Source organism: Vibrio sp. ZF 223 (genome assembly GCF_003050585.1).
Lineage (GTDB): Bacteria > Pseudomonadota > Gammaproteobacteria > Enterobacterales > Vibrionaceae > Vibrio > Vibrio crassostreae.
Genome location: NZ_PIGB01000001.1, coordinates 364,658 through 389,914, shown reverse-complemented (window position 1 = coordinate 389,914; position 25,257 = coordinate 364,658). Strand labels below are relative to the sequence as shown.

Here is a 25,257-nt window from a genome sequence, read left to right as displayed (position 1 = left end):
AGTTGTTTGGTTAACCGTGGTGTGGAACACAAATCTGAGGCTTTGAGATAAAGCTGGCAGTAGTAGCTTTATCTCAAAGCCTTCCCCCGGATCTTACCTAAGTAAGAGAGAAGGACGAGGGAGGCTTTCGTGTTAGCGATTAATCAAATTGGTTCGATGTATTCGCTTCACCTGCTGCTTTTAGTGCGTTCTCACCAGCAAAGTACTCTTTGTGGTCATCACCCATATCTGAACCAGACATGTTTTGGTGTTTAACACATGCGATGCCTTGGCGGATTTCTTTACGTTGAACGTTCGCAACGTAGCCCAACATGCCTTGGTCGCCGAAGTACTCTTTCGCAAGGTTGTCAGTAGACAGCGCTGCAGTGTGGTAAGTAGGCAGTGTAATCAAGTGGTGGAAAATACCCGCTTCACGAGACGCGTCTGCTTGGAATGTGCGAATCTTCTCGTCAGCGCTTGCAGACAGTTCTGATTCGTCGTATTCCGCGCTCATTAGGTTTGCACGGTCGTAAGCTGATACATCCTTACCTTCTGCTACCATCGCATCGTAAGCTTGCTGACGGAAGTTTAGCGTCCAGTTGAATGATGGAGAGTTGTTGTAAACAAGTTTCGCATTAGGGTGTACTTCACGTACGCCATCCATCATCTCTTTGATTTGACCGATGTGTGGTTTCTCAGTCTCAATCCAAAGAAGGTCAGCACCTGCGTTGATTGCTTCAATACAGTCGAATACACAGCGGTCTTCACCTGTACCTTCGCGGAATTGGTATAGGCCTGAAGGTAGACGCTTAGGTCGAACTAGTTTGCCGTCACGGTTGAAGCAAACATCGCCTTCAGCCATATCAGCAACATCAATTTCTTCAACATCTAGGTATGAGTTGTAGATGTCACCTTGGTCGCCAGGCTCTTTCACTACTGCGATTTCTTTTGTTAAACCAGCGCCTTGTGAATCGGTACGAGCAACAATGATGCCGTTGTCGATGCCTAGTTCAAGGAAGGCGTAACGAAGTGCGCGAAGTTTTGCGTGGAAGTCAGCATGTGGAACCGTTACTTTGCCGTCTTGGTGACCGCATTGCTTCTCATCGGCAACTTGGTTTTCAATTTGTAGACAACATGCGCCCGCTTCAATCATCTGCTTAGCCATTAGGTAGGTCGCTTCTGCGTTACCGAAACCTGCATCGATATCTGCAATGATTGGCACCACGTGTGTTACGTGATTGTCAATTTTGTCTTGGATAAGGTCTTGTTGGTTAACATCGCCCGCTTCACGTGCAGCGTCTAGCTCACGGAATAAACCACCCAGTTCACGTGCATCAGCTTGGCGCAGGAATGTGTATAGTTCTTCTACTAGGCCTGCAACCGATGTTTTTTCATGCATTGATTGGTCTGGAAGTGGACCAAAGTCTGAGCGAAGTGCAGCAACCATCCAACCAGAAAGGTATAGGTAGCGGCGATCTGTCTTGCCATCAAAGTGCTTCTTAATAGAAATCAGCTTTTGTTGACCGATAAAACCATGCCAGCAACCTAAAGACTGAGTGTATTGAGAGCTGTCTTTATCGTAAGCCTCCATATCCGCACGCATGATATCTGCCGTGTATTGCGCGATATCTAGACCTGTTTTGAATTTGTTTTGAGCTCGCATACGAGCAGCAGATTCAGCATTGATTGCATCCCATGGAGCACCTGCAGCGCTTTTTGCAACTTCTATCATTTCGATATCTTGTGTAATTTGCGACATAACTATTCCTTAGTTTCACGTGGGGTATGGTTGCCAAATTGGCTTGGATTAAAACTTTGCTATGGACAAAGAATAACCATGCATGTGATAATTTTGTTAATTTATAGTTATTATATTCGGTATTTTTCTTATGAATATTGCTCGTATAGACCTTAATTTGCTTGTGTATTTAGACATGTTGCTACGTGAAAGAAACGTTACACGAGCGGCAAATCAATTAGGCATAACTCAACCAGCCATGAGTAATGGACTGCGCCGATTGCGTGATCTGTTTGAAGATCCACTATTGGTGAGAACCAGTGAAGGGATGGTGCCGACCGAGCGAGCGCAAAAGTTGCAACCGCTGATTAGAAACATCTTGGCGAATGTAGAAAAGACACTCCAGCCGACCACAGAGTTTAATGCAGAAGACAGTGAACGCGTGTTTCGCATCATGGCGAGTGACTATGCAGAATCGACCATTATTCAACCTCTTCTGAAAAGGTTAAGTGAGATCGCACCGAAAATACGACTGGATATCATGACGCCAAGTGACGTGAGTTATCAGGATGTAGAGCAAGGTACTGTTGATATAATCATCAACCGTTTTGACGACATCCCACAGTCGTTTCACCAGATGAGCCTTTGGCACGACGGGTTCTCTTGCCTATTTAGCTGTGATAATCCAATTGCCGATAACTTTGATATTTTGTCTTATTTAAAAGCGCAACATATCTGGGTAAGTAAGACGGGGATGGGAACCGGAGTGGGAATCAACCCAAGTGAAGCACAAAAGCTCGGTTGGATAGATGAAGCGTTAATGCGCATTGGTAAAACCCGCAATATCACGGTATTTACTCGACACTACCTGTCGGCGATTCTTTTCGCACAACAGAAGAACTTGATCCTTACTATTCCTACTAAAGCGGCGCAATTGCAGCGCAACAACCCTAATTTGTTAATCAAACCAGCCCCATTTGCTATTGAACCTTTTGAAGTAAAGATGGCGTGGAGCCCCTTGTTACAAACCAATCCAGACCACCAGTGGATGCGTCGCTTGATCAAAAGTGTCGCCAATGAAATCGAAAGTGGTGTGACGGGATAACACAGTTTTTTATGGTATTTCTTTTGTGAATATCCAATATAAGCGGCATAAATTAGCTAAATTTTCGTCAGTTACGTAAATTTATTTAGTAGTCAGCGGTTAATTTGAGAGAGATTTTATGAGCAGTCGTATTCAACAGGGAAGCTTGAGCATTGATAGCACCCTCTACCAATTAATTAATGAGCAGGTCATTCCTGGAACAGGCATTGTCGCAGAGGACTTTTGGCAATCTTTCGCAGCCATCCTTAAAGATCTGGCACCAAAGAACCGTGCCTTACTTATCAAGCGTGAAGATCTTCAACATCAAATTGACGTTTGGCACCAAGAGCGTGCGGGACAAACGCTAGATGCTGCCGAGTACAAACAGTTCTTACAGCAGATTGGCTACCTAGTTGCTGAGGGCGATGACTTTCAAGTTACGACCGCCAGCGTTGAGCCTGAAATTGCAACACAAGCGGGTCCGCAGCTTGTTGTACCTATTATGAATGCACGTTTTGCGCTTAACGCGGCCAACGCGCGTTGGGGTAGTTTATACGATGCGCTCTATGGAACCGATGTCATCAGTGAAAGTGACGGCGCGGAAAAGGGCGGAAGCTTTAACCCTGTACGCGGTGCTAAAGTGGTGAGCTACGCTCGAGGTTTCCTTGATGACGCTGCACCACTAAACGGTGTCTCTCATAAAGACGTGACCAAATACAGCATCAGTAACGCTAGCGTCGGCAATAAGCTGATAGCGACACTCGATAACGGTGAAGAAGTCACTCTCATAGATAGCAACCAGTTCATTGGCTATCAAGGTGACGCAAGTTCACCTTCGTGCATTCTTCTTAAACACAATAACCTTCATATCGAAATTCAAATCGACCCGAGTGCGCCGATTGGCAGCGTCGATGTGGCGGGTATTAAAGATGTACTGGTGGAATCGGCACTGACCACGATTATGGATTGCGAAGATTCGGTTGCTGCGGTTGACGGTGAAGACAAAGCATTGGCTTACCGCAACTGGTTAGGCTTAATGAAGGGTGATCTGCAAGAATCGCTAGAGAAAAATGGCAAGACCATTGTTCGTAACCTGAACCCAGATCGTCAATACACCAGTGTAACGGGGGGGGAAATCTCGCTTAAAGGTCGCAGCATGTTGTTCATACGCAATGTGGGCCACCTAATGACTAACCCTGCAATTATTGATGCTGAAGGTAATGAAGTGCCTGAAGGTATCATGGATGGCATGGTGACATCGCTTATCGCAATGCACGATTTAAAGGGTAATAGCCCTTACCAAAACTCGACCGCGAACAGCATCAATATTGTTAAACCTAAGATGCATGGCCCTGAAGAAGTGGCTTTCACCAATGAACTGTTTGGTCGCATTGAGGATGCATTAGGTTTAGATCGCTTCACGATCAAAGTTGGCATCATGGACGAAGAGCGTCGTACCTCTGTGAACTTGAAAGAGTGTATTCGCGCAGCCAAAGACCGTGTTGTGTTCATCAACACAGGTTTCCTAGATCGAACGGGTGATGAGATCCACACCAGTATGGAAGCGGGTCCTTTTGCTCCTAAAACACAGCTGAAAACCATGACATGGATTGGCGCATATGAAGATCAAAACGTTGATCTTGGCTTAGCTTGTGGCCTGCAAGGTAAAGCCCAGATTGGTAAAGGTATGTGGCCAGAGCCAGATAACATGGCCAAGATGATGGACGCGAAAATTGGACACCCACAAGCCGGTGCGAATACCGCTTGGGTTCCTTCTCCAACCGCGGCGACTCTGCATGCCTTGCACTATCACAAGGTGAGTGTTCCTAGCCGTCAGAAAGAGCTTCGTGAGCGTGTGAGAGCAAATGTTGACGATATTCTTACTATCCCATTGTTAGGTAATCAAAAGCTGACTGCTCAAGATATCCAAAACGAACTGGACAATAATACGCAAGGTATTCTTGGTTACGTAGTTCGTTGGATTGACCAAGGCGTAGGTTGTTCGAAAGTGCCTGATATTAACGATGTGGGATTAATGGAAGACCGTGCAACGCTGCGAATTTCAAGCCAACACATCGCTAACTGGTTACGTCACGGCATTTGCGAGGAAGCCCAAGTAATGAAAACCATGAAGCGCATGGCAGCAGTGGTTGATGAACAAAATGCAGGGGATCCAAGCTACCAAAATATGGCGCCTGATTTTGAAAACAGCATTGCGTTTTCAGCAGCTTGCCAGTTGGTATTTGAAGGCTGTGCTCAGCCGAGTGGTTATACCGAGCCAGTGCTGCACGCGATGCGTCTAAAGCTGAAAGCGCAGGAATAGCGAAGCAACCGAATAACAAAAACAGAGAATGTAAAATACTAAAAAAAGAAACCCCCTTTAACCGAGCCCAAGGTGCCGCGCTTTTATAGCGCGGCTTTTTTTTGATTCATTTTTGTGGTGGGAAGGGGGGAGAGTGGGCCAGGTTAGTGCTCACTAAGATTTAAGTGCTTCTGAATCTTGGTCAACGCCGAAACCTAATTGCTACTAAATCCTAGTTACTACCAAAACATAAGTATTTAATGTCCATGTACTCATCGATGCCTTCTTTAGCACCTTCACGGCCAATACCTGATTGTTTTACGCCACCAAAAGGCGCTACCTCGGTTGAGATTAGGCCATCATTAATACCGACCATACCGTACTCAAGCGCTTCTGCAATGTTCCACACTCGGTGGATATTCTGGCTGTAGAAGTAAGACGCCAAACCATAAATAGTATCGTTCGCCATGTCGATGAGTTCCTCATCAGTGTCGAATTTCATCACAGGTGCGACTGGGCCAAAGATCTCTTGTTGAACAATGTCCATACTGTGTTTCACATCTTTAAGAATGACAGGCTGAAGGAAAAGCCCATCAAGATCCTTAATTGGAGTAACAGGCTCAGCTCCTTGTTCAATCGCTCGGTCTATTAATGCTTGGATGTTGTTCTTGGCATTTTGGCTGACAACAGGGCCTATGGTTACACCTTCATCTAAGCCGTTACCAATCTTAAGTTGTTGAACGGCTTGATCAAATTTAGCCACGAACTCATCGTACACTTTACTGTGAACATAGAATCGGTTTGCACAAACACAAGTTTGGCCAGCATTGCGGAATTTCGAGACCATTGCGCCTTGAACCGCAGCGTCGATGTCTGCATCGTCAAACACAATAAAAGGTGCATTGCCGCCGAGTTCCATAGAGGTACGCTTGATGCCTTTTGCGGCTTGAGCCATCAAAATACTGCCGACACGGGTAGAGCCTGTAAAAGAGATCTTTTTGATTAATGGGTGCGATGTGAATAGCTCACCAATCTGTTCTGGGCTATCACCTAATACGACTTGGAGTAGATCCTTAGGAATACCCGCTTGGTAAGCCAGTTCGACCACAGCAAATGCGGAAAGCGGTGTCTCATCTGAAGGTTTCACGACAAAGCTACAACCGGCAGCTAATGCAGGCGCTGCTTTACGAGTGATCATTGCAACAGGGAAGTTCCATGGCGTAATGGCACACGCGACTCCTATAGGTTGCTTGATAGTTACCAAGCGTTTGCCTGCGACTGTGCTAGGAATGGAATCACCATAAGTGCGCTTGGCTTCTTCTGCGAACCACTCAATGAAGCTCGCACCATAAACCACTTCACCTGCCGCTTCTGCTAACGGTTTACCCTGTTCGATCGTCATGATTCGAGCAAGGTCTTCTTTATTCTCAATGATTAGCTGGTGCCAAGCCTTCAGTATCGCAGCGCGAGATTTAGCTGGAACCTTTGCCCACTCTTTCTGCGCTACATGAGCTCGTTTAATCGCGCTTGCTAGCTCTGTTTCTGATGATACCGGTGCGTGTCCGATGAGTTCACCCGTTGCTGGATTTGTGACTGCAACTGCGTTGTTCGCTTCTGTCACCATAAAAGAGAGTAAGTGCTGGTTCTTAATGTTTAGCATCGTGATTCCTTTAGACGTGTTGCTGATATGCGGGTTGGTGAGTGTTCAGATCATTTTGACCAAATGTTCATTAGTCGCAGATTGTGGTCGTTAATTCGATAGTTTTGAAGTCCTTGTTTGTGAAAGCATTGTTTACCAAAGCAAGGTATACAAAATCATTGTTTATTAAATTCGAGTTTTCGAAATCCATGCTCAGCTAAGTCATGGACTTCGAAATCTTTTAAGAAAAGTCTATTGCTGACTCCAATTATCAGCTTCGATTTTCGCTAGCGCTTTTGCAGCTTTTTGTAGAGCAGGTAGGAACTTGATCGCTTCGTCCGGCTTTACTCGAATCACAGGTGCTTGGATTGCTAAGCCGAGATTAGATTGGCCCGTTGGCGATGGAATGAGTACCGCAATACACACCAAACCCGGTAGAAACTCTTCATCATCAATCGCAAAGCCTTGGATCTTAGCTTCTTCGATGTCTTGCTCTAACACTGAGTAGTCGGTGATGGTTTTGACTGTGTACTGAGTCAGTGGCACGTTTTCGATCAGTCTTCTGCGTTGTGATTTTGACATGTGAGCCAAAAACAGTTTGCCAGTCGCAGAGCAGTGCACAGGAACGCGAGAGCCGGGTTGCAGGTGGAAGCGAAGTGGTGCTTCGGTTTCTGCACGATCAAGATAGATGATTTCACCACTTGAAAGAGCCGTCAGGTTGCAACTCTCACCGACTTCTGCTCTTAGATTTTCAAGAATCGTGCGTCGGGCGCTGTGCATGGTGCTATTCAAAAGCAGGTTTTCAGCAAGCTTTCTGAGTCGAATGCCAGAGCTGTAATGCTTTTCGTCACCGTCTCTTTGAATGATGCCTGCGGATTCTAATTGTTGCAGCATACGGTGCAAAGTGGGTTTCGGCAGTCCGGTTTCTTCGACGAGCCCTTGAAGGGAAATAAACTCGTCTTTTTGCGCTATCACCTCTAATAGTGCAAAAAGTCGGAGAGTGGGCGTATCTCCTTGAACTTGTGGTGTTTCTGTTTGCATACAGTGATTCATCCTTGCGATATGTCTATGTGTAAGAGTGTACATACCAAATCAATATTCTTCAATTATCTGAATAAAATTTGACCTTTTTTATTATTCCAATAATATAAATATAAATTATGGAACGATTAATCTCAATAAATGGAATTTTAAAAATGAAAGCAATTGAACGGATTATTGATAAGGCGCACCTAGATCGTAAGCGTGTGGTTTTGAGCGAAGCTGAAGATCCTCGTGTACTCAAAGCGGCACGATTAGCGATAGATAAACAACTCGCTTATATCACGCTAATAGGGGATGAAAAGGCGATTATCGAAGCCGCTCAGTTGCATCATATTAACCTCGCGGGCATTCATATTGTTTCACCACAAACATCGGCACTTAAAGCCGTGTTGGCTGAACGTCTGTATGAGCTCAGAAAAGCCAAAGGCATGACTTATCAAGATGCATTGGAGAAGGTTACAGACCCACTGATTTTTGCCAATTTGATGGTGAGAGAAGGGCTGGTCGACGGCACGGTTAATGGCGCGGTTTATACCACGTCAGATGTGGTGCGAGCTGCGCTGCAGATCATTGGGCCAGCACCAGACAGCGAGTTGGTATCGAGCTTCTTTTTAATGATGTTGTGCGAGCCTTTCCACAATCTCAAAGGTGGCATGATTTTCAGTGATTGTGGTTTGGTGATTAACCCCAATGAAACCGAGCTTGCATCGATAGCAGTGGCCGCATCAAATAGTGCTCAAACGCTGTTAATGGAAGAACCTAAAGTGGCAATGCTGTCGTTTTCTACCAATGGCAGTGCCAAGCATGAATCGGTCGATAAGGTGCGTAATGCCGCCCAGTTAGTGAAGCAACGTTGCCCCGGAATTGCGGTTGATCAGGATGTTCAACTCGACGCGGCGATTGTCACTGAAATTGCGGCGAAAAAGTTGCCCGATTCCGAGGTTAAAGGAGAATCTAACGTGCTGATATTCCCAAACTTAGAAGCTGGCAATATCGGTTACAAGCTTGCTGAAAGGCTAGGAGGCGCGGTCGCGATTGGTCCTTTGTTGCAAGGGTTGAATCAACCAGCCAATGACCTATCCAGAGGTTGTAGTGCCGAAGATATCTTTAATGTAATCGCGGTGACTGCTGTGCAAGCACAACAAGGCAAAACTGCAAATGCAACGACGGATGTTGACGCTGATGCTCAAGAAGCTCCAGAAGATCAAAAAGCTAAAGAAAGAGCTGAATCGGAATTTGAGTTTAGGTACTAGGCTCAAACTTAAAGCCCGCACTCACACTAAGTAAAAACACCTAATTAGGATTGCTAATGGAGTTACCTGTTTTACTCGCCATTCTTGCCACCATTGCGGTCGGTACCTATTTCCAAACCGTCACAGGGTTTGGGCTTGGCATTATCGTGATTGGTCTAACGGTCAGCCTTAATTTGGTTTCGTTGCCCGTAATTGCTGCCGTGGTTAGCATTGTGACTTTGTTTAATTGTGTGGTCGCGTTGATGGGCAAGCCTCTGCTTGGGGAACTCAAAATTCTGGTGGTGTTAGTGATCGGTATTATCCCCGGCGTGTCGCTGGGAGTGTTTTTACTGGACGAGTTGAGTGAGTCGGCGACGCATATCCTGCGAGGGCTATTGGGGGCAATGGTGTTATTCGCAGGTCTGAGCTTTATGTTCAAACCTAAAACCAGAAAAGACCGCTCGGCCACGGTATCCTTCTTGGTGTCTGGCTTTAGTTCTGGTTTAGCGGGCGGGTTGTTTGGGATGGCGGGGCCACCGATTGTTTATCACCTTTATCGGCAGCCTTTTACACTCGATCTGGTACGAAGTACATTGCTGATGGTGTTCGCTTGTACGTCGATGTCCCGTACCGTCAATGTCTACGCAGCAGGTGACATGGAAGCGAGCATATTGTGGTTATCCGCTATTGCTGTTCCCTTGGTAGCGCTTGTTACTATGTTTGCTCGGCGCTTTCCCCCACCGCTTTCGAATGACCAACTCAGAAAGCTGGTATTTATGGTGTTGATGTTGATTGGTGGGTATTTGATGGCTGTCTCTGCATGGTCGTTGTTTGGCTCTTCGTAAAACCACTTTCGACAAAGGAGGCTAGCGGTTTGCTAGCCGGTACGTCACTGCTCACGGTTTACATCTCTTAACGCTTCAATATCTCAAAGATGCTCCTAGATAACCCAAACAAGCAACTCTCCTGGACATCTAAAGTGATGTTACTGCGGTAGTACGGGCTTAAATCGACGCCCATTCCCACGCCATGAATTTCGATACTGTTTTTGATCGACTCGCGCTCAATCACTTGTTTGAGATGGTTGTCCAAATAGAACTGATCATTGGCTGTGCTGGTGGCGGTATCCATCGGGCAGCCGTCTGAAAACACAATCAAAACCTTTCGTTGGGCGGTGTGCTGCTGCAATCGTTGGCTAGCGAACTGAACCGCTTCGCCATCAACCCCTTCTTTGAATATGTCGGCTTTACGAAGGCTAGCAATGCCAAGGCGAGCACGTCTCCAATGCGTATCAAAATCCTTGAATACAATATGACGAACTTCGTTTAAGCGGCCTGGGTGCTTTGGTTGACCTTGTTTAAGCCACTGTCGATAGACCTTACCCCCGTTCCAGTTATTGGTCGTAAAGCCAATAATCTCGAAAGGGATGTTAGCCAGTCCAACGGATTTGAGAATGGTATCCATCAACAAGCTTAACTTGTGACTGTGCTTTTGCATTGAACCTGAGCAATCCATCAAAAACGTGATGGCACATTGATGAGATGCGCCAACCTCTGGCTGATAAAAGACAGTGCGATCCAATGGCGAAGTGATGAGCTTGGTGATGGTGGTGGCGTTAACAATGCCTTCTTCTAAATGGTCCTGACGTCGATTCTTCTGTGGTGTGGCAACAAAGCGAGTGAGCATCGCGGCTAAACGGCGAGTGTTGACTTGTCTCGCCATGATGTCATCGGTGAGCCTTTGTCTCAGTTCGAGTAATAGGGCGCGCCTGACGAGTTTGTCTGCCGCGATGACTTGATCAAATTCTGAATTAAAGACCTGATAATTGGCGCCCGACAGTTCAAACACCTTGCTACTGCCTGTGATGTCGGCATCGATGTCTTCATCTTGAATGTCACCATCAACGATAAGTGCCAGTTGCGCGAGGATCTTGATGTCTGCTTCAACGGTAGGTGTCGGCGAGTTGTTACTCTCTTGTTCTTGGTTGATGAGTTCTTGCGCTAAAGAGGCCAGTTCATTGGCGCAGTGAGCAAACTGTAGCTGGTCGGCTCGATGTTCCTTTAAGCGCTTTAGGCTGCTTCCGAAAATAGACACGATGCCCGCACGTGTCGATTCAATGGTTTCGGCAATTAGTTCCGAAACTGGGACACTGGTTAAGCGGGTGTGGATGATTTGCATCAGCGTGAACAGTAACATCCCAATTCGTGATTCAGTAAAGCCATTTTGATGGTACTGATCGCTCCAATACGCAAAGTTGAATTGGATGCTAGTGGTCACGCCTTTTAGATAAGGCGGGACTTGAGATTCAATCCGTACCTGTTCGCAGAAGTCGTAAAGCAGACGTTCGACTTCGTTTTTCGGTCGCAATGAATAATGGAGGTCAGTGTCTGAAAGCAATAGTCGTAGTGCCGATGAATCGATCTTGCCTTGCATCGAAAGCTTGCTGTTTTTCAACTCATGGCGAGAAACAAAGGTGAGATCGTTAGTATGTGCAGACTGATAATAGCAGGGGCTATTGCCGTTATAGAGACGCTCTCCCCGATAATTCAGGTCCAGCTCACCACTGATCGCTCTAGCGACAGACACACCAAGGTCGAGGAGCTTTTTCTGCTGAGAAGAAACATTGGCCATGGTTTACGGCTCCGACTGCGCATAACTCTGAGTAGGCATTTCTAGCGCCTCACCAAAGCAGCGGAAATAATATTCGCTCACCAGCTCTTTCTCTTCATCTTCACAACGGTTGAGGAATGAAAGCCTAAATGCAGTCGCTACGTTATCGAATATTCGAATGTTTTCAGCCCATGTAATCACGGTTCTCGGAGACATTACCGTTGACAGATCGCCCGCTCTAAAACCATTTCGCGTTAAACCAGCGGTTGCGATCATTTTCTCAACCAACTGCTGACCACTTTCATTGTTCAGCTCTGGGCGCTTGGATAACACGATCTTAGTTTCATGTTGCGGATCTAAATAGTTAAGCGTGGCGATGATGTTCCATCGGTCAAGCTGGCTATGGTTAAGAACCTGAGTACCGGAATACAACCCCGAGAAATTACCCAACCCCAGTGTGTTACAGGTTGCAAATAGGCGAAAAGAAGGGTGAGGCGTGATCACTCGGTTTTGCTCCAAAGAGGTGTATTTGCCGTCTTGCTCTAAGAGTTGTTGAATCACAAACATTACATCAGGTCGTCCTGCATCGTATTCGTCTAATACCAGAGCGATGGGTTGCTGGATACTTTGCGGAAGAATGCCTTCTTTAAACTCTGTCACCTGCATTCCATCTTTAATGACGATGCTGTCCTTTCCTATGAAATCCAATCGGCTTAAGTGTCCGTCTAGGTTGATCCTCAAACACGGCCAGTTCAATCTCGCAGCAATTTGTTCAATGTGGGAAGACTTGCCTGTTCCGTGTGTACCTTGTATCAACGTGCGGCGATTAGAGGTGAAACCCGCCAATATCGCTAGTGTTACTTCCGGATCAAAACAGTAGTTAGGATCGACCTTGGGTACATACTCGCCAGCATGTTCAAACCCCAATACGGTTAGGTTACTGTCGATGCCAAAACACTCTCTCACACTTACTGGTTGCGTTGGTATCAATTCCGCATCATTCATTTTTCTTCCCTCTCAATAGCTTCCATGACTGCCTCGATGGGCGATATGTCATCGATTATTAACAGCTCACTCTAAGTTAACGGCACTTTTTGTACGAAAAACTATCAATAATGTGATCCAGTTTTATTAATTAGAATGAATTGTTCCAATTTAATATAAAAAGTTGACGCGCAAAAAATCTACTACTAAGGTGAAAGTGAATTCGAAAAAGAGACAATTCATTCCGAAAAATGAAATTTTGGTTAACTCAAGGAGAATGGAAGAATGAGTGAGCAAGAAAAACGTACGGTTGTTTCCGGCACAGTAACAATGACACCATCAGAAGCGTTCGTTGAAACTATGGTTGCTAATGATGTTACCGACATGTTCGGCATCATGGGGTCAGCATTTATGGACGCAATGGATATCTTTGCTCCTGCTGGCATTCGATTGGTCCCAGTGGTACACGAGCAAGGTGCTGCTCACATGGCAGATGGTTACTCTCGTGTATCTGGTCGCCATGGCGTGGTTATCGGGCAAAATGGCCCGGGTATTAGTAACTGTGTGACTGCGATTGCAGCGGCGTTCTGGGCACATAGCCCGGTCGTAATTGTGACGCCAGAGACAGGCACTAAAACAATGGGCTTAGGTGGTTTCCAAGAGTGTAACCAGCTTCCAATGTTCCAAGAGTTCACTAAGTATCAAGGACACGTAACGCACCCAGACCGTATGGCGGAATACACGGGTCGATGTTTTGACCGCGCGATGAGTGAAATGGGTCCGACTCAACTGAATATTCCTCGTGACTACTTCTACGGTGAAACTCAAACCGAGATCCCTAAACCTGCGCGTTTAGACCGTGGTCCAGGTGGTGAGAAATCTCTAAATGAAGCGGCAGACCTGATTGCTGAAGCGAAATTCCCAGTCATCATTTCTGGTGGCGGCGTGGTAATGGCAGATGCAGTTCAAGAGTGTGCAGCGTTGGCGGAAAGACTAGGCGCACCCGTAGTGAACAGCTACCTACATAATGACTCTTTCCCTGCGAGTCACCCATTATGGTGTGGTCCTTTAGGCTACCAAGGTTCGAAAGCAGCAATGAAATTGATGGCTCAAGCGGATGTGGTTATCGCTTTGGGTACACGTCTTGGTCCATTTGGTACCTTGCCTCAACATGGCATGGACTACTGGCCGAAGAACGCGAAAATCATTCAGATTGACGCCGACAACAAGATGCTTGGCCTCGTTAAGAAGATCTCTGTTGGTATCTGTGGCGATGCGAAAGCAGCTGCGGTTGCTCTATCTGAAAGATTGGAAGGCCGTGCACTGTTGTGTGATGACAATAAAGGCGCTCGTCAAGATACAGTAGCAACAGAGAAAGCACTGTGGGAAAAAGAGCTTGATGAGTGGACACACGAACGTGACTCGTTCAGCTTGGATATGATTGAAGAAAACTCTCACGAGACTCCGTTCTCTGGTGGCGAATATCTACACCCACGCCAAGTATTGCGTGAGCTAGAAAAAGCGATGCCTGAAGACGTAATGGTCTCGACGGACATCGGTAACATCAACTCAGTGGCAAACAGCTACTTACGCTTTGAAAAACCACGTAGCTTCTTTGCTGCAATGAGTTTCGGTAACTGTGGTTATGCGTTCCCGACCATCATTGGTGCGAAAGCAGCGGCACCTCATCGTCCAGCTATCTCCTATGCAGGTGACGGCGCATGGGGCATGAGCTTGATGGAGACCATGACATGTGTTCGTCATAACATTCCTGTGACAGCCGTGGTATTCCACAACCGTCAATGGGGTGCAGAGAAGAAGAATCAAGTCGACTTCTACAACCGACGCTTTGTTGCTGGTGAACTGGACAACCAAAGCTTTGCGGAAATCGCACGAGCAATGGGCGCTGAAGGTATCACGGTTGATAAGCTAGAAGATGTAGGTCCAACTCTACAGAAAGCCATCGACATGCAAATGAACGAAGGCAAAACAACCATCATTGAAATCATGTGTACTCAGGAATTGGGCGACCCGTTCCGCCGAGATGCACTATCAACGCCGGTTCGTTTCCTAGATAAGTACAAAGACTACGTATAAGTCATAGGAAGTTTGCCCGGCCAAAACAGTCTCATGAACGCTAGATAAAGCGTTATCGAGAATGTGGTCGGGCAAACAAATTAGGATTCAAAACTAGCGATTAATTGCAAATTGGATGATGAAACAGAATGGCTCAACGAGCGAGTTGTTTTCAAAGATTCTTAATAGTACTGATATCTAAGTATTGGGTCATATATTTCTATTATTTCGCTATAAATATTAGAGCCCTAATGAAACAACCAAGAAGAATAGGTGCGCGGTTTCAGTAATAGAGACTTATTAATAATTATTATGAGTAACTTTTAAATAGTAATTATCGATAAGTCGATAGAGTTCTTAGACTTTAGTATGTGTGTTTTATTATATGTCAGTTTTTAACGAATAAATTTCAATTTAGTTATTTATATTATCGAGTGGTTGGAATCAAATATGAACAATAAACGTTATATCAGCACACTCGAAGAACTGTATGAAATAATTGATTCATTAATGACTGAATGCAGTGACCAACTTGGTTTGATGTATAACGTGTGTGATTATGAAAATAATAATCTAATGCCAAGTTTAGGCCGTTCCAATCGTAAGAACATACGCCGTGTCGAACAAGAGTTGCTTTCAACTGTGAGAGTTTACGGTGGTCACTCGCTGAACTCACACGACATAAATGACTGGTTATTGATGTGTTTAGCCAAGAAGCAGGGCTTTCCCACCCGTTTACTGGAATGGACCGATAACCTGTTAAATGCGCTTTGGTCGGTGTGTCACAGCCAAAGTAAAGACTGCATAAATATAATTAAAGCTATTGATTATCATCGGGTTATTGTTTTTAGCTCGCCGTGTGATCTCAACAAAACTCAGATATTTAATGTGGCGGATTGCGATCAGCAAGAGCCACGCAAGGACAAGTGGTATTCCATTCACCCATTTAAGGAAGGTGGCAATGATGCCATTCAGCCTTTGTACGATGAGAAAGAATATTCAAACGGTCTAGTGTCCGTTCATATTCTTCCATCAGTGAAAGTAAACCTGATAAAGGAGTTAATATCCATGAATGTTTTAAATGAACCGACAGAGTATGTCGAAGAGAAACTAACGGATTTAAAAAACGAAGCACATGCAGATAACAACCAAGTCATAAATAAAGGTGACGGCAATATTGAATTGCAAGTTAATACTCATGATCGTCAACTTGAACAGTATGGTCGAAAGTATCATCAAGACTTTGATTTCGACTAAAGGCTAACACGTTCTAATTTAATTATACCTCTTATTTCGTCAGTGAAAAGTTGATTAAATAAAATTAGAACACTAATTGATTTATAAAAAGATGAAATCTGTGAGCTTAGAGATTGTTTATAACCTAACTCGAAGTTAGAGTGATGAACCTTGTTATCAAGTTGTTAAATTTTCACAAGTCTAGTTTAAACACTCTAATAAAAAAGTGGCGCAAAGCTACTGAAATTTAAACCAATAACGAAAACATAAAGGATTCTGGAATATGAATATGCAAACCAATGCGGCGACATTCGTGCTGGAAAACCAAGTCGATACCGCCTTTTTACAGTCTTTCAGTGATGCGTGGAATAACCATGATATTGAAGCACTCATGTCTTTCATGACAGAAGACTGTGTATTCCACACGGTGGCAGGAGAAGGCTTGCTTGGAAACACTATCGAAGGGTACGAAGCGGTTCGAAATAGCTTTGAATTGGTTTGGCAGAACTTTCCAGATGCGGCTTGGAGCGACCCTGTCCACTTTGTATGCGGTGACCGTGCTGTGAGTGAATCAACGTTTTCTGCGACGAACCCGGATGGCAGCGTCATCGAAGCTCGTATGGTTGATGTGTTTACCCTGAAAGACGGAAAAATCAGCGTAAAAAATGCCTTCCGTAAAACACGACCTCTTTTGACTCCCAGCAATACTCCCAAGAGCTAGACACGAAATCGCAACCCGTTCACGTGTTATGACTAGGAGAGTCGAATTATGAGTTTAGTAATGGAACAACCGGCAGCCGATGTGCCGCCAAAGGTGAAAAGCACCCAAGCAAAAGACAAATACGATCCAAAATACGATCCACTTAAAGACAAGAGCCCAGGTCACGGTAAGGAATATGCCCCGACTTATTGGGTAGATACCGCAGGCGCACCACCTGAAGATGATGGCCCAATCACGTCAGACATGGATGTCGATGTGGCTATTATCGGTTCAGGCTACACAGGCCTAAGTACCGCGATACACCTTGCTGAAATGTACGGCATTAAAGCGACTGTGATTGAAGCTAACCGTATGAGTTGGGGCTGCAGTACCCGAAATGGTGGCCAAGCACAGTGTGCTTCTGGGCGTTTGAAGCGTTCTCAGTGGATTGAACGTTGGGGCCTAGAAACCGCGCTAAAAATGCACCGCGAGTGTGTGGATGGCATGGAAACGTTCAAGTCACTGATCAAAGACATCGATTGTGACCCACAACCGGGCGGCCACTTATATGTGGCTCATCGTCCAAAAGTGATGTCAACACTCGAGAAAGAAGCCAAGTTGCTGCGTGACACGTTCGATTACGATGCGCAGATCTTAGATGCGGAAACCGTAAAGCGTGATTACGTTGGCGACCAAGAAGCGGCTGGCGCGATGCATGAACCCGAAGGGATTGGTATTCATGCAGGGAAACTGGCGTTTGGTTACCTAAGAAAGGCGCGAGCTCTCGGCGTGAAAGTTCACCCGTCGAGCCCAGTTATGGGTTGGGAAACTCGTGGCGGTGTGCATTACCTGAAAACGCCAGGTGGTTTGGTGAAGGCGCGTTCTGTCGGTGTTTGTACGGGTGGGTATACCAGCCAAGGTTTGCATTCCGAGCTTAAGAATCGCCTTCTGCCAGTGCTTTCTAACTCGATGGTGACACGTCCTTTAACTCAAGACGAGATCGCTGCGTGTAACTTCAAAACCAATCAAGTGATTACTGATACTCGAATTCTGCGCCACTACTACCGTTTGTTACCGGATAACCGAGTACAGATTGGTACACGCAGTGCCATCAGTGGCAAGAACGCGCCTGAAAAGAAATATGAAGACATGCTGAGAGCGGATCTTACTCGAAAATTCCCGTCTCTCGATCAGATAAAAATCGATTATTCATGGTGGGGTTGGGTGGATGTTAGCCACGACATGATGCCGAGAATCTATCAGCCGAATCCAAAGCAATCGATTTTCTACGCGCTGGGTTATGGCGGCAATGGCGTGATGTATTCCGCTCAAGCAGGTAAACGCCTTGCTCAGTGGATCGCAGGTGAAGGTCACAAGCTCGACCTACCAATATTTGAATCAAAACTTCCGTTCCCCAACGTAAGGGAAGTGGTGGAATCAGAGATGTTTGCACCGTTTCGAAGAATGGGGCAGCGGTTCCTTTATCAGTGGTATTCGTTAAAGGATGAAAGGCTGTAACTACCCGAACATTGTTTCCAAAATAGGGAAATAGAACTACGACCAGGAAAGTTGTACCAGGTCACCTTGTGAGCAAAGTACAGGCAGGAAGTCTGTATGATAGGAAAGGTTAAGACTATGAAATTGATTAAAAATAAAATTATTGCTGGTGTCACTATTGTAGCAACAGCGGTGTTATCTCATACCGCGGCAGCAGCGAATTTTAAAATGGCTATCGGCGATGCTGCTGGTGGTACGCAGTGGGAATTAGCGACCTCATTCTCTGAACTGATGGAGCAAAAAACAGACGGTAAAGTGAAAATCGATCTGTTTCCGAACGGCCAATTAGGCAATGAGCAAGACACCGTAAACGATGCTGCAATAGGTCTTCTCGACTTCTCTGTACTGGCGATTAACAACGTGACGCCTTTCTCTCCAACTGTTGGTCTATTGACCATGCCCTATGTGATTCAAAGCGCAGAAGAAGCGGTACTACTGACTCAAGGGCAAGTAGGTCAAGACTTAGTCGATAACACGATTCGTGATGCTGGTGTTCGTATTGTCGGTTGGGCTTATTCTGGCTTTAGGGTTTTGACTAACTCGAAAAAGCCCGTCGCTTCACCAGAGGATTTGAAAGGGCTAGTGATTCGTGTTCCTCGTAACGAAATCATGATTGCTTCTTATCAAGCATGGGGTGTAAACCCAACACCAATGGCATGGTCTGAGACTTTCACCGGCCTGCAACAAGGTGTGGTAGATGGTCAAGATAACCCTTACATCACAGTCCACGCGATGAAATTCAACGAAGTGCAAAAGTACGTGACCAACATTCGCTACATTTTCTCTCTAGAACCTCTAATCGTGAGTGAAACGGTCTTCCAACAACAGACACCTGAAATGCAAAAAATCATTCTTGAAGCGGGTCAGGAAGCAACAGAGCACAGCTTTGCTTATCTAGAAAATACGGAAAACAAGATTCGCGAAGAGCTACAAGCGAAAGGCATGGTATTCACAGACCCAGCAGACAACGAGCAAGAGTGGATCAACAAAGTGACTAAGTCAGTTTGGCCTAAGTTCTACTCAAGCATTGGGGGTAAAGACAAGCTAGACGACGTTCTTGAGTTACTAGGTAGAAAGTAACGATTAGATTCGCCCTATCTGCTGTTCTCCGCTACTTAATCACCTAGCGGTAGAACAGTGAGATAGGGCATTTACATGGCTGTACTCGTTGATCTGTTCTGTACCTGATCTTTTAGGACCGTGAGCGACTGGTTGTCATGTGAAAATCAACATTGGAGGTTATATGTCAGTCGCTAAAACAATAAAAAAACACCTGAACAACATTGAGGAATATACCTGTTGTTTGTTGCTTGCAAGCTTTGTCCTATTGCTGTTTACACAAATTATTACTCGTCAGTTTTTTGATTACTCTATCCCTTGGGGTGATGAAGTGGCGACCTACATGTTCGTTTGGTTTGCCTATCTAGGGGCTGTTGTTGCGGCCAAGATGTCGGCGCACAACCGAGTGAGCTTTCACTTTAAATTCTTTCCGCCAATCGTGCAGACCGTGAGTGAAACCATCGCTGACTTCCTATGGCTCTGTTTCAACGGCTACTTCGTTTACCTCAGCTACGACTTCGTGTTCAACAAAATGAATCTGTTTTGGAAGTCTCAAACCACAGGTATCCCGATGAAGTACTTCTACATGATTTTACCTATCGCGTTTTCACTGATGATGATTCGAATTATCTGGAACAACTATGAGCGTTTATTTAAAGGCGCAACCAACGAAGATCCAGAAGTCAAAGAGCTGCGCAAAATGACGGCACAAAAGTCCGCGCAATAGTCATCACAGAGAATAGTCGTAATAGAGAGATGTAATAATGGAATCCTATTTAACTCTAATTTTATTTGGTGGCTTTTTAACGCTGTTAATCCTAGGCGCACCAATCACAGTATCACTGGCCGGCGCTTCGATGGCGGCCTATATGTTGCTCGATAAAAATCCCATCGCCTTAGTACAAATCGCGTTTACCTCGGTGGGCAACTTCCCATTAATGGCGCTGCCAGCCTTTGTTCTTGCGGGTGCATTAATGGAGGCGGCGGGTATCTCCAAACGTCTGGTGGATATCGCAGAAAGCTTAGCTGGTCCCGTAACAGGCGGCCTTGGTGCGGCAACAGTAATGGCGTGTCTTTTCTTTGGTGCTATCTCGGGTTCAGGTCCGGCAACCACCGCAGCAGTAGGCATGTTAATGGTGCCTGCGATGGTTAAACGTGATTACGATAAGAGCTACGCTTCGGCCGTAACGGCTGCATCCGGAGGCTTGGGCATTATCATCCCGCCATCCATTCCTTTGGTTATCTTTGGTATCTCGGCAATGGGCTTAATGGCGCCACCAGAAGCCATTGCTCAACACGGCCAGTTTGCTTCCTTATCGATTCCAAAACTGTTTGTCGCTGGGGTTGTGCCGGGTTTCATTATGGCGTCGACACTAGTAGTCACTAACTATTTTATTGCTAAGCGTGAAGGCTATAAAGGGCTGACCGAAACGTGGTCGTTTGGCGATGTAAGGCACTACTTGCGCCGCGGATTATGGTCGATATTAGCGCCGTTCTTAATTCTTGGCGGTATCTACAGTGGCATGTTCACACCAACAGAATCAGCGGTTGTTGCGATATTCTATTCGTTGTTTGTGGGGCTTTTCATTCACCGAGAACTGTCGTTTAAAAGTGTGATGAAATCTCTGTCGACCACGACATGGATCACTGGGCGTGTGTTGTTGATCCTCTTTGCCGCTACCGTGTTTGGACGTTTGTTGATCGAGCAAAAGATCCCAGTAGTGGTGGCGGAATCGCTACTTAGTTTCACCGATAACATGTACATGGTGTGGGCGCTAACCATTACCTTGTTGTTGTTCATCGGCATGTTCATGGAAACCTTAGCGGCCATCATGATCATCGTGCCAGTGTTACTACCAATCATGTACATGCTAGGTGCTGATCCTACTCACGTGGGAATTGTGGTGGTGTGTACCTTATCGATAGGTTTTGCAACGCCGCCACTTGGAGAGAATATCTTTGTCGCCTCGGGCATAGGGGGCTCAACGGTTGAGCAAATCACCGCGAAGATCCACCCCTTTGTACTTGCTTCTGTTGTGGGTGTTTTCGTTATCGCTTTCTTCCCACAAATTACGCTTTGGCTACCGTCCTTAGTCGGCTATTAGGAGAGAGAACCATGAATTTATCCAGAATCATCCTCATTGGTTGTGCCGTGTTTGCTGTAGTGAGTGGCATTGGTTTACGTGCCGAACATTCTGAAACGGAGAAAGAAGCCAAGCCTGTAAACGTGCTCGATATTTCTGAACCACACGTTGTCAGTGATGCAGAAAGAAGAGCCAAAACTCTCCTTGCTAAAGCGGTGGTCCATGTTCAAAAGGATGGCGATGAAAGCGTTAAAGACTTTATGAGTGACCCTGAATATATCGATGGGGAGCTATATGTGTTTGCTTTGGGCATCGATGGCCAATTCCTTGCCAGTGGCGGATCTTCGATGGTGCTGGTGGGCGACAGTGTGTTGGACACGCAAGACGTTTACGGCAATCCTTTTTTCCGTGAAATGATCACCAAAGCGGTACACAACGGTTTTGGTGAAGTGAAGTATCACTGGACGAATCCGACTGATCGTATGGGTGAACCGAAAACGACTTTCTTTGAGCGAGTAGGCGATGTGATTGTGGCTGTGGGTTATTACCCTGAACGTTCGAGTGCGGCTGAGGCTAAGAATTTACTGGCGAGAGCGATGACCGCGATAGTGGAGTCAGAACAAGAGAGCCTAACTGAGTTCAATGACGCGGAAGGCAGCTTTGTAGAAGGGGATTTGTATGTGTTTGTGATGGATATGAGCTCTGGGAAACTGCTGGCGCACGGGGTTTCTCCTGAGCTTGTCGGGCGTTCACACAACGAAATTCTAAGCCCTGACGATAAGCCAATTCTCACGGAGATGTTGAACCTTGCGAAAGAAAACGGCCGAGGTGTTTACACCTACCGATGGTTAAACCCGCTGTCGAGCAAAGTAGAAACCAAGCATACTTACTATCGAGTGATCGACAATAAGTTGGTTGGAGTGGGTTATTACACAAATTCAAACAACACGTAAACGTGTTTCTACTGAACCCTCAACCCAGTGAAATAAAGGGCTGGGGGCTCGAAATACCGGTTTGTGTAAAAAAGCGATTTAGTAAAATTCACAGTGTGTAATTTTTGTTGTGAAATTGTTTCAAAAATACAAGTAGTATGAAAAACATGGAAACCACACAGTAAAGAACAATTTTGAAAAGGGTCTATTGGGATGTTTGACCTAAATGAAATTTAAAGCCGTACGAGGGATAGACTATGAATATGCTGACACTAGACAAAACAGAACTTCACAGAAACCATTCAACATTTATTGCTGAAGCTGTCTTTGCCGTCGAGATGGTGAAAGCAGACAAGCAACTCGAAAAACAAAAAATGGCGAAACAGCTGCTTGATACTCTATTTCCTCTAGAGACTGGTTCACATGAAGATGTAGTGAGCTACGAGATTGATTACCGACATGTTCAGGTTTATTTCAAAAATGGTGAACACACCGGCCTGAAACGCGCTAAGCATTTTGTAGCTTACACCGGTGACAAGTCTAAGCCTTCAGCAATCCTATTCCGCGATGAAAGCGGTACACACGTTGAAGTGACAATCGGCGCTCGTAAAGGCACAGGCCGTCTGGAGTTAGTTGATATTCAAGATATCCAATTAGAGACGTGCACCACGTTTGGCCAAACTGAGGCTAGCCGTTCTTCAGGTATTCGTCACTGGGTGAGCTTAGTAAAAGGCGATGAAAGCGGCCGCCCGAATGCATCAAGTGAAGACAAAGAGTTCACGGCGAAGAATGGCGAAGACTACAACCTAGGTTTTTGCTTCGCGATCTAATGTGCTGTCTTTGAAATGTGAAGTGCTGCTCTGCTAATCGCAGCACTGACATCCTAACACTGATTTCTCTTTTACCTTTGGTAATTTCCCCGCCCCTATAGCGGGGCTTTTTTGTTAGAGCTATAAATAAATTGGGTGGTTAGTAAAATTATCTGTAGAAACTTTGAATGATATTTTACGGTGCGTTATTTTAATTTAATGCGCTGTATTTAAAGGTTTTTATTTGTTTATTTTATTCTGTTTTTATTGTCTCAACTATCATGGTTGACGGTGCTTTGGGTGACTATTGAGCAAAAACTCAGTCAAAATACTTCGTGCTGTGCTATTATGTGCGTCCTGGGATTGAGCCAGTAAGTCCATTTATCACCTTGCTCGGTGGTTTTTATCACGTTTTATTTTTGTGAAATGGCGAGCCAATCAAGTAGTAGTTGGATATGGAGAGCGTCCTTATATTCGTTGATTCGGATATGCGAACATCATAATTTATGAGTTTTAAATCAAAAAAATACAGTATTGATTCTACTGACTATCAAGTTGGTCAAGATAACGTCAGTAAATGGGGCATGGATGTCCATAACACAGTCTTCGTAGCCTCAGTAGGCTTATCTCTTCTCTTTATCATCACTCTTCTTGCTCTTCCTCCTGCAGATGCCAAAGCTGCGATTGATTCTATCAAGGGTGCTGTTTTATCTAAGTTTGACTTCCTCTTTATGTGGGGAGCCAACATCATGTTAGTTTTTGCCGTTATTCTTGCATTCTCACCTTTGGGTAAAGTTCGCTTAGGTGGCGAAGACGCGACTGCGGATTATTCAATGTCATCTTGGATTGCGATGCTATTCGCAGCAGGCATGGGTATTGGACTTATTTTCTGGGGTGTTGCAGAGCCAACGGCGTTCTTCACCAACTGGTTCGGAACGCCACTCGATGCAGAACCTTTCACAGAAGCTGGCCGTGAATTGGCACTGGGTGCGACCGTATTCCACTGGGGTTTCCATGCTTGGGCTATCTATGGCATGACGGCACTTTGTCTTGCGTATTTTGTTTACAACAAAGGCTTACCGCTATCAATGCGTTCCGTGTTCTACCCAATTCTGGGTGAACGAGTATGGGGCAAAACCGGTGATGTGATCGACGTACTTACTGTACTGGTTACGTTGTTTGGTCTTGCGACCTCATTAGGCTTAGGTGGTACACAAGCAGCAAGTGGTATCAGCCACGTGTTTGGCTTGGAAAACAACATCTTCCTTCAGCAATCTATTATCGTTTTGATTATGGGCTTGGCGATCATCTCTGTTATGCGTGGTATGGACGGTGGTGTTAAGTTCCTTAGTAACTTGAACATGGTTATTGCGTTCGTATTCCTTGGTCTTATCGCTGTTCTGAACTTCACAACTGTGCTTGATTCTGTGGCGACTGCGGTAACGGGTTATGTGAAAAACATCGTTGCATTGAGCCAAAGTTCTGGTCGAGAAGACACAACATGGCTACATGGTTGGACTGTGTTCTACTGGGCATGGTGGGTTGCGTATGCACCATTCTTCGGTATGTTCGTAGCGCGTATTTCTAAAGGCCGTACGGTGCGTGAATTCCTACTTTGCGTACTGATTATCCCAACATTGGTAACATCGGCTTGGATGTCTATCTTTGGTGGCGTGGCTATCGAGCAAGTGATCAGTCATGTGGGGCAACTTGGCCTCGACCAAGGCATCACAGATGTATCTCTAAGCTTGTTCTACATGCTAGACGCATACCCGTTTGGTAGCATTCTATCTGTTATCGCTGTAGCACTGATCATCGTATTCTTCGTGACTACGCTAGACTCAGGTTCTATCGTTATCGATGGCATGACGGCGGGTGGTAAGCTTGAAGTACCAGTGAAACAGAAAGTGGTTTGGGCGGTTATCTCAGGCGCTATTGCAATGGTAATGCTGTGGATTGGTGGTACTCAATCTATCCAAGCACTGCAATCGATAACGATCATTGCTGCACTGCCGTTTACGATCATTCTTCTGATTGGTTGTTTCAGCTTGTTGAAAGGTCTACTAACTGAAGTAGATAAAGGACAAGCAAGCGTTAGCGAAACGACTAACTAAAGAACTCAAGCAGGGAGTTCATGAATGACTCCTGACTAAGCGTGATTTCAAAGCTCTCTTGCACAGTGTGCAAGGGAG

General features: G+C 45.5%; 19 protein-coding genes. 14 read left to right on the top strand and 5 right to left on the bottom strand.

The window, feature by feature from the left end; genetic code table 11:
• Positions 1–139: 139 nt before the first annotated feature.
• Positions 140–1,738, bottom strand: coding sequence for an isocitrate lyase (locus CWO13_RS01710; protein ID WP_102432344.1), 1,599 nt, complete (start codon positions 1,736–1,738; stop codon positions 140–142).
• Positions 1,739–1,868: 130 nt separating this feature from the next.
• Between CWO13_RS01710 and CWO13_RS01705 the strand changes: the two genes are divergently transcribed.
• Positions 1,869–2,822 (top strand): LysR family transcriptional regulator, encoded by a 954-nt coding sequence (locus tag CWO13_RS01705; RefSeq protein ID WP_019825141.1) that lies wholly within the window; start codon positions 1,869–1,871, stop codon positions 2,820–2,822.
• 118 nt (positions 2,823–2,940) lie between these two features.
• On the top strand, positions 2,941–5,124 hold the full coding sequence (locus CWO13_RS01700) for a malate synthase G (protein ID WP_102529964.1): 2,184 nt from the start codon (positions 2,941–2,943) through the stop codon (positions 5,122–5,124).
• Between the two features lie 211 nt (positions 5,125–5,335).
• Here the strand turns inward: CWO13_RS01700 and CWO13_RS01695 are convergent, their stop codons facing one another.
• Positions 5,336–6,763: an NAD-dependent succinate-semialdehyde dehydrogenase gene (locus CWO13_RS01695; RefSeq protein WP_102529963.1), complete on the bottom strand. Its 1,428-nt coding sequence runs from the start codon at positions 6,761–6,763 to the stop codon at positions 5,336–5,338.
• 231 nt (positions 6,764–6,994) lie between these two features.
• Positions 6,995–7,783 (bottom strand): IclR family transcriptional regulator, encoded by a 789-nt coding sequence (locus CWO13_RS01690; RefSeq protein ID WP_048661074.1) that lies wholly within the window; start codon positions 7,781–7,783, stop codon positions 6,995–6,997.
• 155 nt (positions 7,784–7,938) lie between these two features.
• Here CWO13_RS01690 and pta point away from each other — a divergent pair, with 155 nt between their 5' ends.
• Both pta and CWO13_RS01680 read left to right on the top strand, forming a co-directional pair.
• Positions 7,939–9,039 (top strand): phosphate acetyltransferase, encoded by a 1,101-nt coding sequence (pta, locus tag CWO13_RS01685; RefSeq protein ID WP_102393925.1) that lies wholly within the window; start codon positions 7,939–7,941, stop codon positions 9,037–9,039.
• Between the two features lie 56 nt (positions 9,040–9,095).
• Positions 9,096–9,863: a sulfite exporter TauE/SafE family protein gene (locus CWO13_RS01680; RefSeq protein ID WP_065676758.1), complete on the top strand. Its 768-nt coding sequence runs from the start codon at positions 9,096–9,098 to the stop codon at positions 9,861–9,863.
• A gap of 67 nt (positions 9,864–9,930) precedes the next feature.
• Here the strand turns inward: CWO13_RS01680 and CWO13_RS01675 are convergent, their stop codons facing one another.
• Both CWO13_RS01675 and CWO13_RS01670 read right to left on the bottom strand, forming a co-directional pair.
• Positions 9,931–11,649, bottom strand: a complete 1,719-nt coding sequence (locus CWO13_RS01675; RefSeq protein WP_108082419.1) for a cobaltochelatase CobT-related protein — start codon at positions 11,647–11,649, stop codon at positions 9,931–9,933.
• A gap of 3 nt (positions 11,650–11,652) precedes the next feature.
• Positions 11,653–12,633 carry an AAA family ATPase gene (locus tag CWO13_RS01670; RefSeq protein ID WP_102393923.1) on the bottom strand — a complete coding sequence of 327 codons (981 nt, stop codon included), beginning with the start codon at positions 12,631–12,633 and terminating at the stop codon, positions 11,653–11,655.
• Positions 12,634–12,897: 264 nt separating this feature from the next.
• Between CWO13_RS01670 and xsc the strand changes: the two genes are divergently transcribed.
• From xsc to CWO13_RS01620, 10 genes are all read left to right on the top strand, one after another.
• Positions 12,898–14,709 carry a sulfoacetaldehyde acetyltransferase gene (gene xsc / locus CWO13_RS01665; RefSeq protein ID WP_017057935.1) on the top strand — a complete coding sequence of 604 codons (1,812 nt, stop codon included), beginning with the start codon at positions 12,898–12,900 and terminating at the stop codon, positions 14,707–14,709.
• Positions 14,710–15,138: 429 nt separating this feature from the next.
• The gene (locus tag CWO13_RS01660) at positions 15,139–15,945 is read left to right on the top strand and encodes an FRG domain-containing protein (RefSeq protein WP_102393922.1); all 807 of its coding nucleotides are present in this window, start codon (positions 15,139–15,141) and stop codon (positions 15,943–15,945) included.
• Positions 15,946–16,207: 262 nt separating this feature from the next.
• Positions 16,208–16,645 (top strand): nuclear transport factor 2 family protein, encoded by a 438-nt coding sequence (locus CWO13_RS01655; RefSeq protein WP_102393921.1) that lies wholly within the window; start codon positions 16,208–16,210, stop codon positions 16,643–16,645.
• Between the two features lie 48 nt (positions 16,646–16,693).
• Positions 16,694–18,142 (top strand): NAD(P)/FAD-dependent oxidoreductase, encoded by a 1,449-nt coding sequence (locus CWO13_RS01650; RefSeq protein ID WP_107898371.1) that lies wholly within the window; start codon positions 16,694–16,696, stop codon positions 18,140–18,142.
• Between the two features lie 117 nt (positions 18,143–18,259).
• Positions 18,260–19,261, top strand: coding sequence for a TRAP transporter substrate-binding protein (locus tag CWO13_RS01645; RefSeq protein ID WP_048609745.1), 1,002 nt, complete (start codon positions 18,260–18,262; stop codon positions 19,259–19,261).
• Between the two features lie 163 nt (positions 19,262–19,424).
• On the top strand, positions 19,425–19,967 hold the full coding sequence (locus CWO13_RS01640; RefSeq protein ID WP_017097758.1) for a TRAP transporter small permease: 543 nt from the start codon (positions 19,425–19,427) through the stop codon (positions 19,965–19,967).
• Positions 19,968–20,004: 37 nt separating this feature from the next.
• Entirely contained in the window at positions 20,005–21,345 is a 1,341-nt protein-coding gene (locus CWO13_RS01635) for a TRAP transporter large permease (protein ID WP_017057942.1), read from the top strand.
• 11 nt (positions 21,346–21,356) lie between these two features.
• Positions 21,357–22,277 carry a cache domain-containing protein gene (locus CWO13_RS01630; RefSeq protein WP_102398398.1) on the top strand — a complete coding sequence of 307 codons (921 nt, stop codon included), beginning with the start codon at positions 21,357–21,359 and terminating at the stop codon, positions 22,275–22,277.
• 236 nt (positions 22,278–22,513) lie between these two features.
• Positions 22,514–23,086: a malate synthase gene (locus CWO13_RS01625; protein ID WP_017064292.1), complete on the top strand. Its 573-nt coding sequence runs from the start codon at positions 22,514–22,516 to the stop codon at positions 23,084–23,086.
• 485 nt (positions 23,087–23,571) lie between these two features.
• Positions 23,572–25,179, top strand: coding sequence for a BCCT family transporter (locus CWO13_RS01620; protein WP_102398397.1), 1,608 nt, complete (start codon positions 23,572–23,574; stop codon positions 25,177–25,179).
• The last annotated feature ends 78 nt before the right edge of the window (positions 25,180–25,257 follow it).

Excerpts from the sequence above, each read along its gene's own strand:
- CWO13_RS01710 (WP_102432344.1), bottom strand. The coding sequence starts at position 1,738 with ATGTCGCAAATTACACAAGATATCGAAATGATAGAAGTTGCAAAAAGC.
- CWO13_RS01705 (WP_019825141.1), top strand. The coding sequence starts at position 1,869 with ATGAATATTGCTCGTATAGACCTTAATTTGCTTGTGTATTTAGACATG.
- CWO13_RS01700 (WP_102529964.1), top strand. The coding sequence starts at position 2,941 with ATGAGCAGTCGTATTCAACAGGGAAGCTTGAGCATTGATAGCACCCTC.
- CWO13_RS01695 (WP_102529963.1), bottom strand. The coding sequence starts at position 6,763 with ATGCTAAACATTAAGAACCAGCACTTACTCTCTTTTATGGTGACAGAA.
- CWO13_RS01690 (WP_048661074.1), bottom strand. The coding sequence starts at position 7,783 with ATGCAAACAGAAACACCACAAGTTCAAGGAGATACGCCCACTCTCCGA.
- pta (WP_102393925.1), top strand. The coding sequence starts at position 7,939 with ATGAAAGCAATTGAACGGATTATTGATAAGGCGCACCTAGATCGTAAG.
- CWO13_RS01680 (WP_065676758.1), top strand. The coding sequence starts at position 9,096 with ATGGAGTTACCTGTTTTACTCGCCATTCTTGCCACCATTGCGGTCGGT.
- CWO13_RS01675 (WP_108082419.1), bottom strand. The coding sequence starts at position 11,649 with ATGGCCAATGTTTCTTCTCAGCAGAAAAAGCTCCTCGACCTTGGTGTG.
- CWO13_RS01670 (WP_102393923.1), bottom strand. The coding sequence starts at position 12,633 with ATGAATGATGCGGAATTGATACCAACGCAACCAGTAAGTGTGAGAGAG.
- xsc (WP_017057935.1), top strand. The coding sequence starts at position 12,898 with ATGAGTGAGCAAGAAAAACGTACGGTTGTTTCCGGCACAGTAACAATG.
- CWO13_RS01660 (WP_102393922.1), top strand. The coding sequence starts at position 15,139 with ATGAACAATAAACGTTATATCAGCACACTCGAAGAACTGTATGAAATA.
- CWO13_RS01655 (WP_102393921.1), top strand. The coding sequence starts at position 16,208 with ATGAATATGCAAACCAATGCGGCGACATTCGTGCTGGAAAACCAAGTC.
- CWO13_RS01650 (WP_107898371.1), top strand. The coding sequence starts at position 16,694 with ATGAGTTTAGTAATGGAACAACCGGCAGCCGATGTGCCGCCAAAGGTG.
- CWO13_RS01645 (WP_048609745.1), top strand. The coding sequence starts at position 18,260 with ATGAAATTGATTAAAAATAAAATTATTGCTGGTGTCACTATTGTAGCA.
- CWO13_RS01640 (WP_017097758.1), top strand. The coding sequence starts at position 19,425 with ATGTCAGTCGCTAAAACAATAAAAAAACACCTGAACAACATTGAGGAA.
- CWO13_RS01635 (WP_017057942.1), top strand. The coding sequence starts at position 20,005 with ATGGAATCCTATTTAACTCTAATTTTATTTGGTGGCTTTTTAACGCTG.
- CWO13_RS01630 (WP_102398398.1), top strand. The coding sequence starts at position 21,357 with ATGAATTTATCCAGAATCATCCTCATTGGTTGTGCCGTGTTTGCTGTA.
- CWO13_RS01625 (WP_017064292.1), top strand. The coding sequence starts at position 22,514 with ATGAATATGCTGACACTAGACAAAACAGAACTTCACAGAAACCATTCA.
- CWO13_RS01620 (WP_102398397.1), top strand. The coding sequence starts at position 23,572 with ATGAGTTTTAAATCAAAAAAATACAGTATTGATTCTACTGACTATCAA.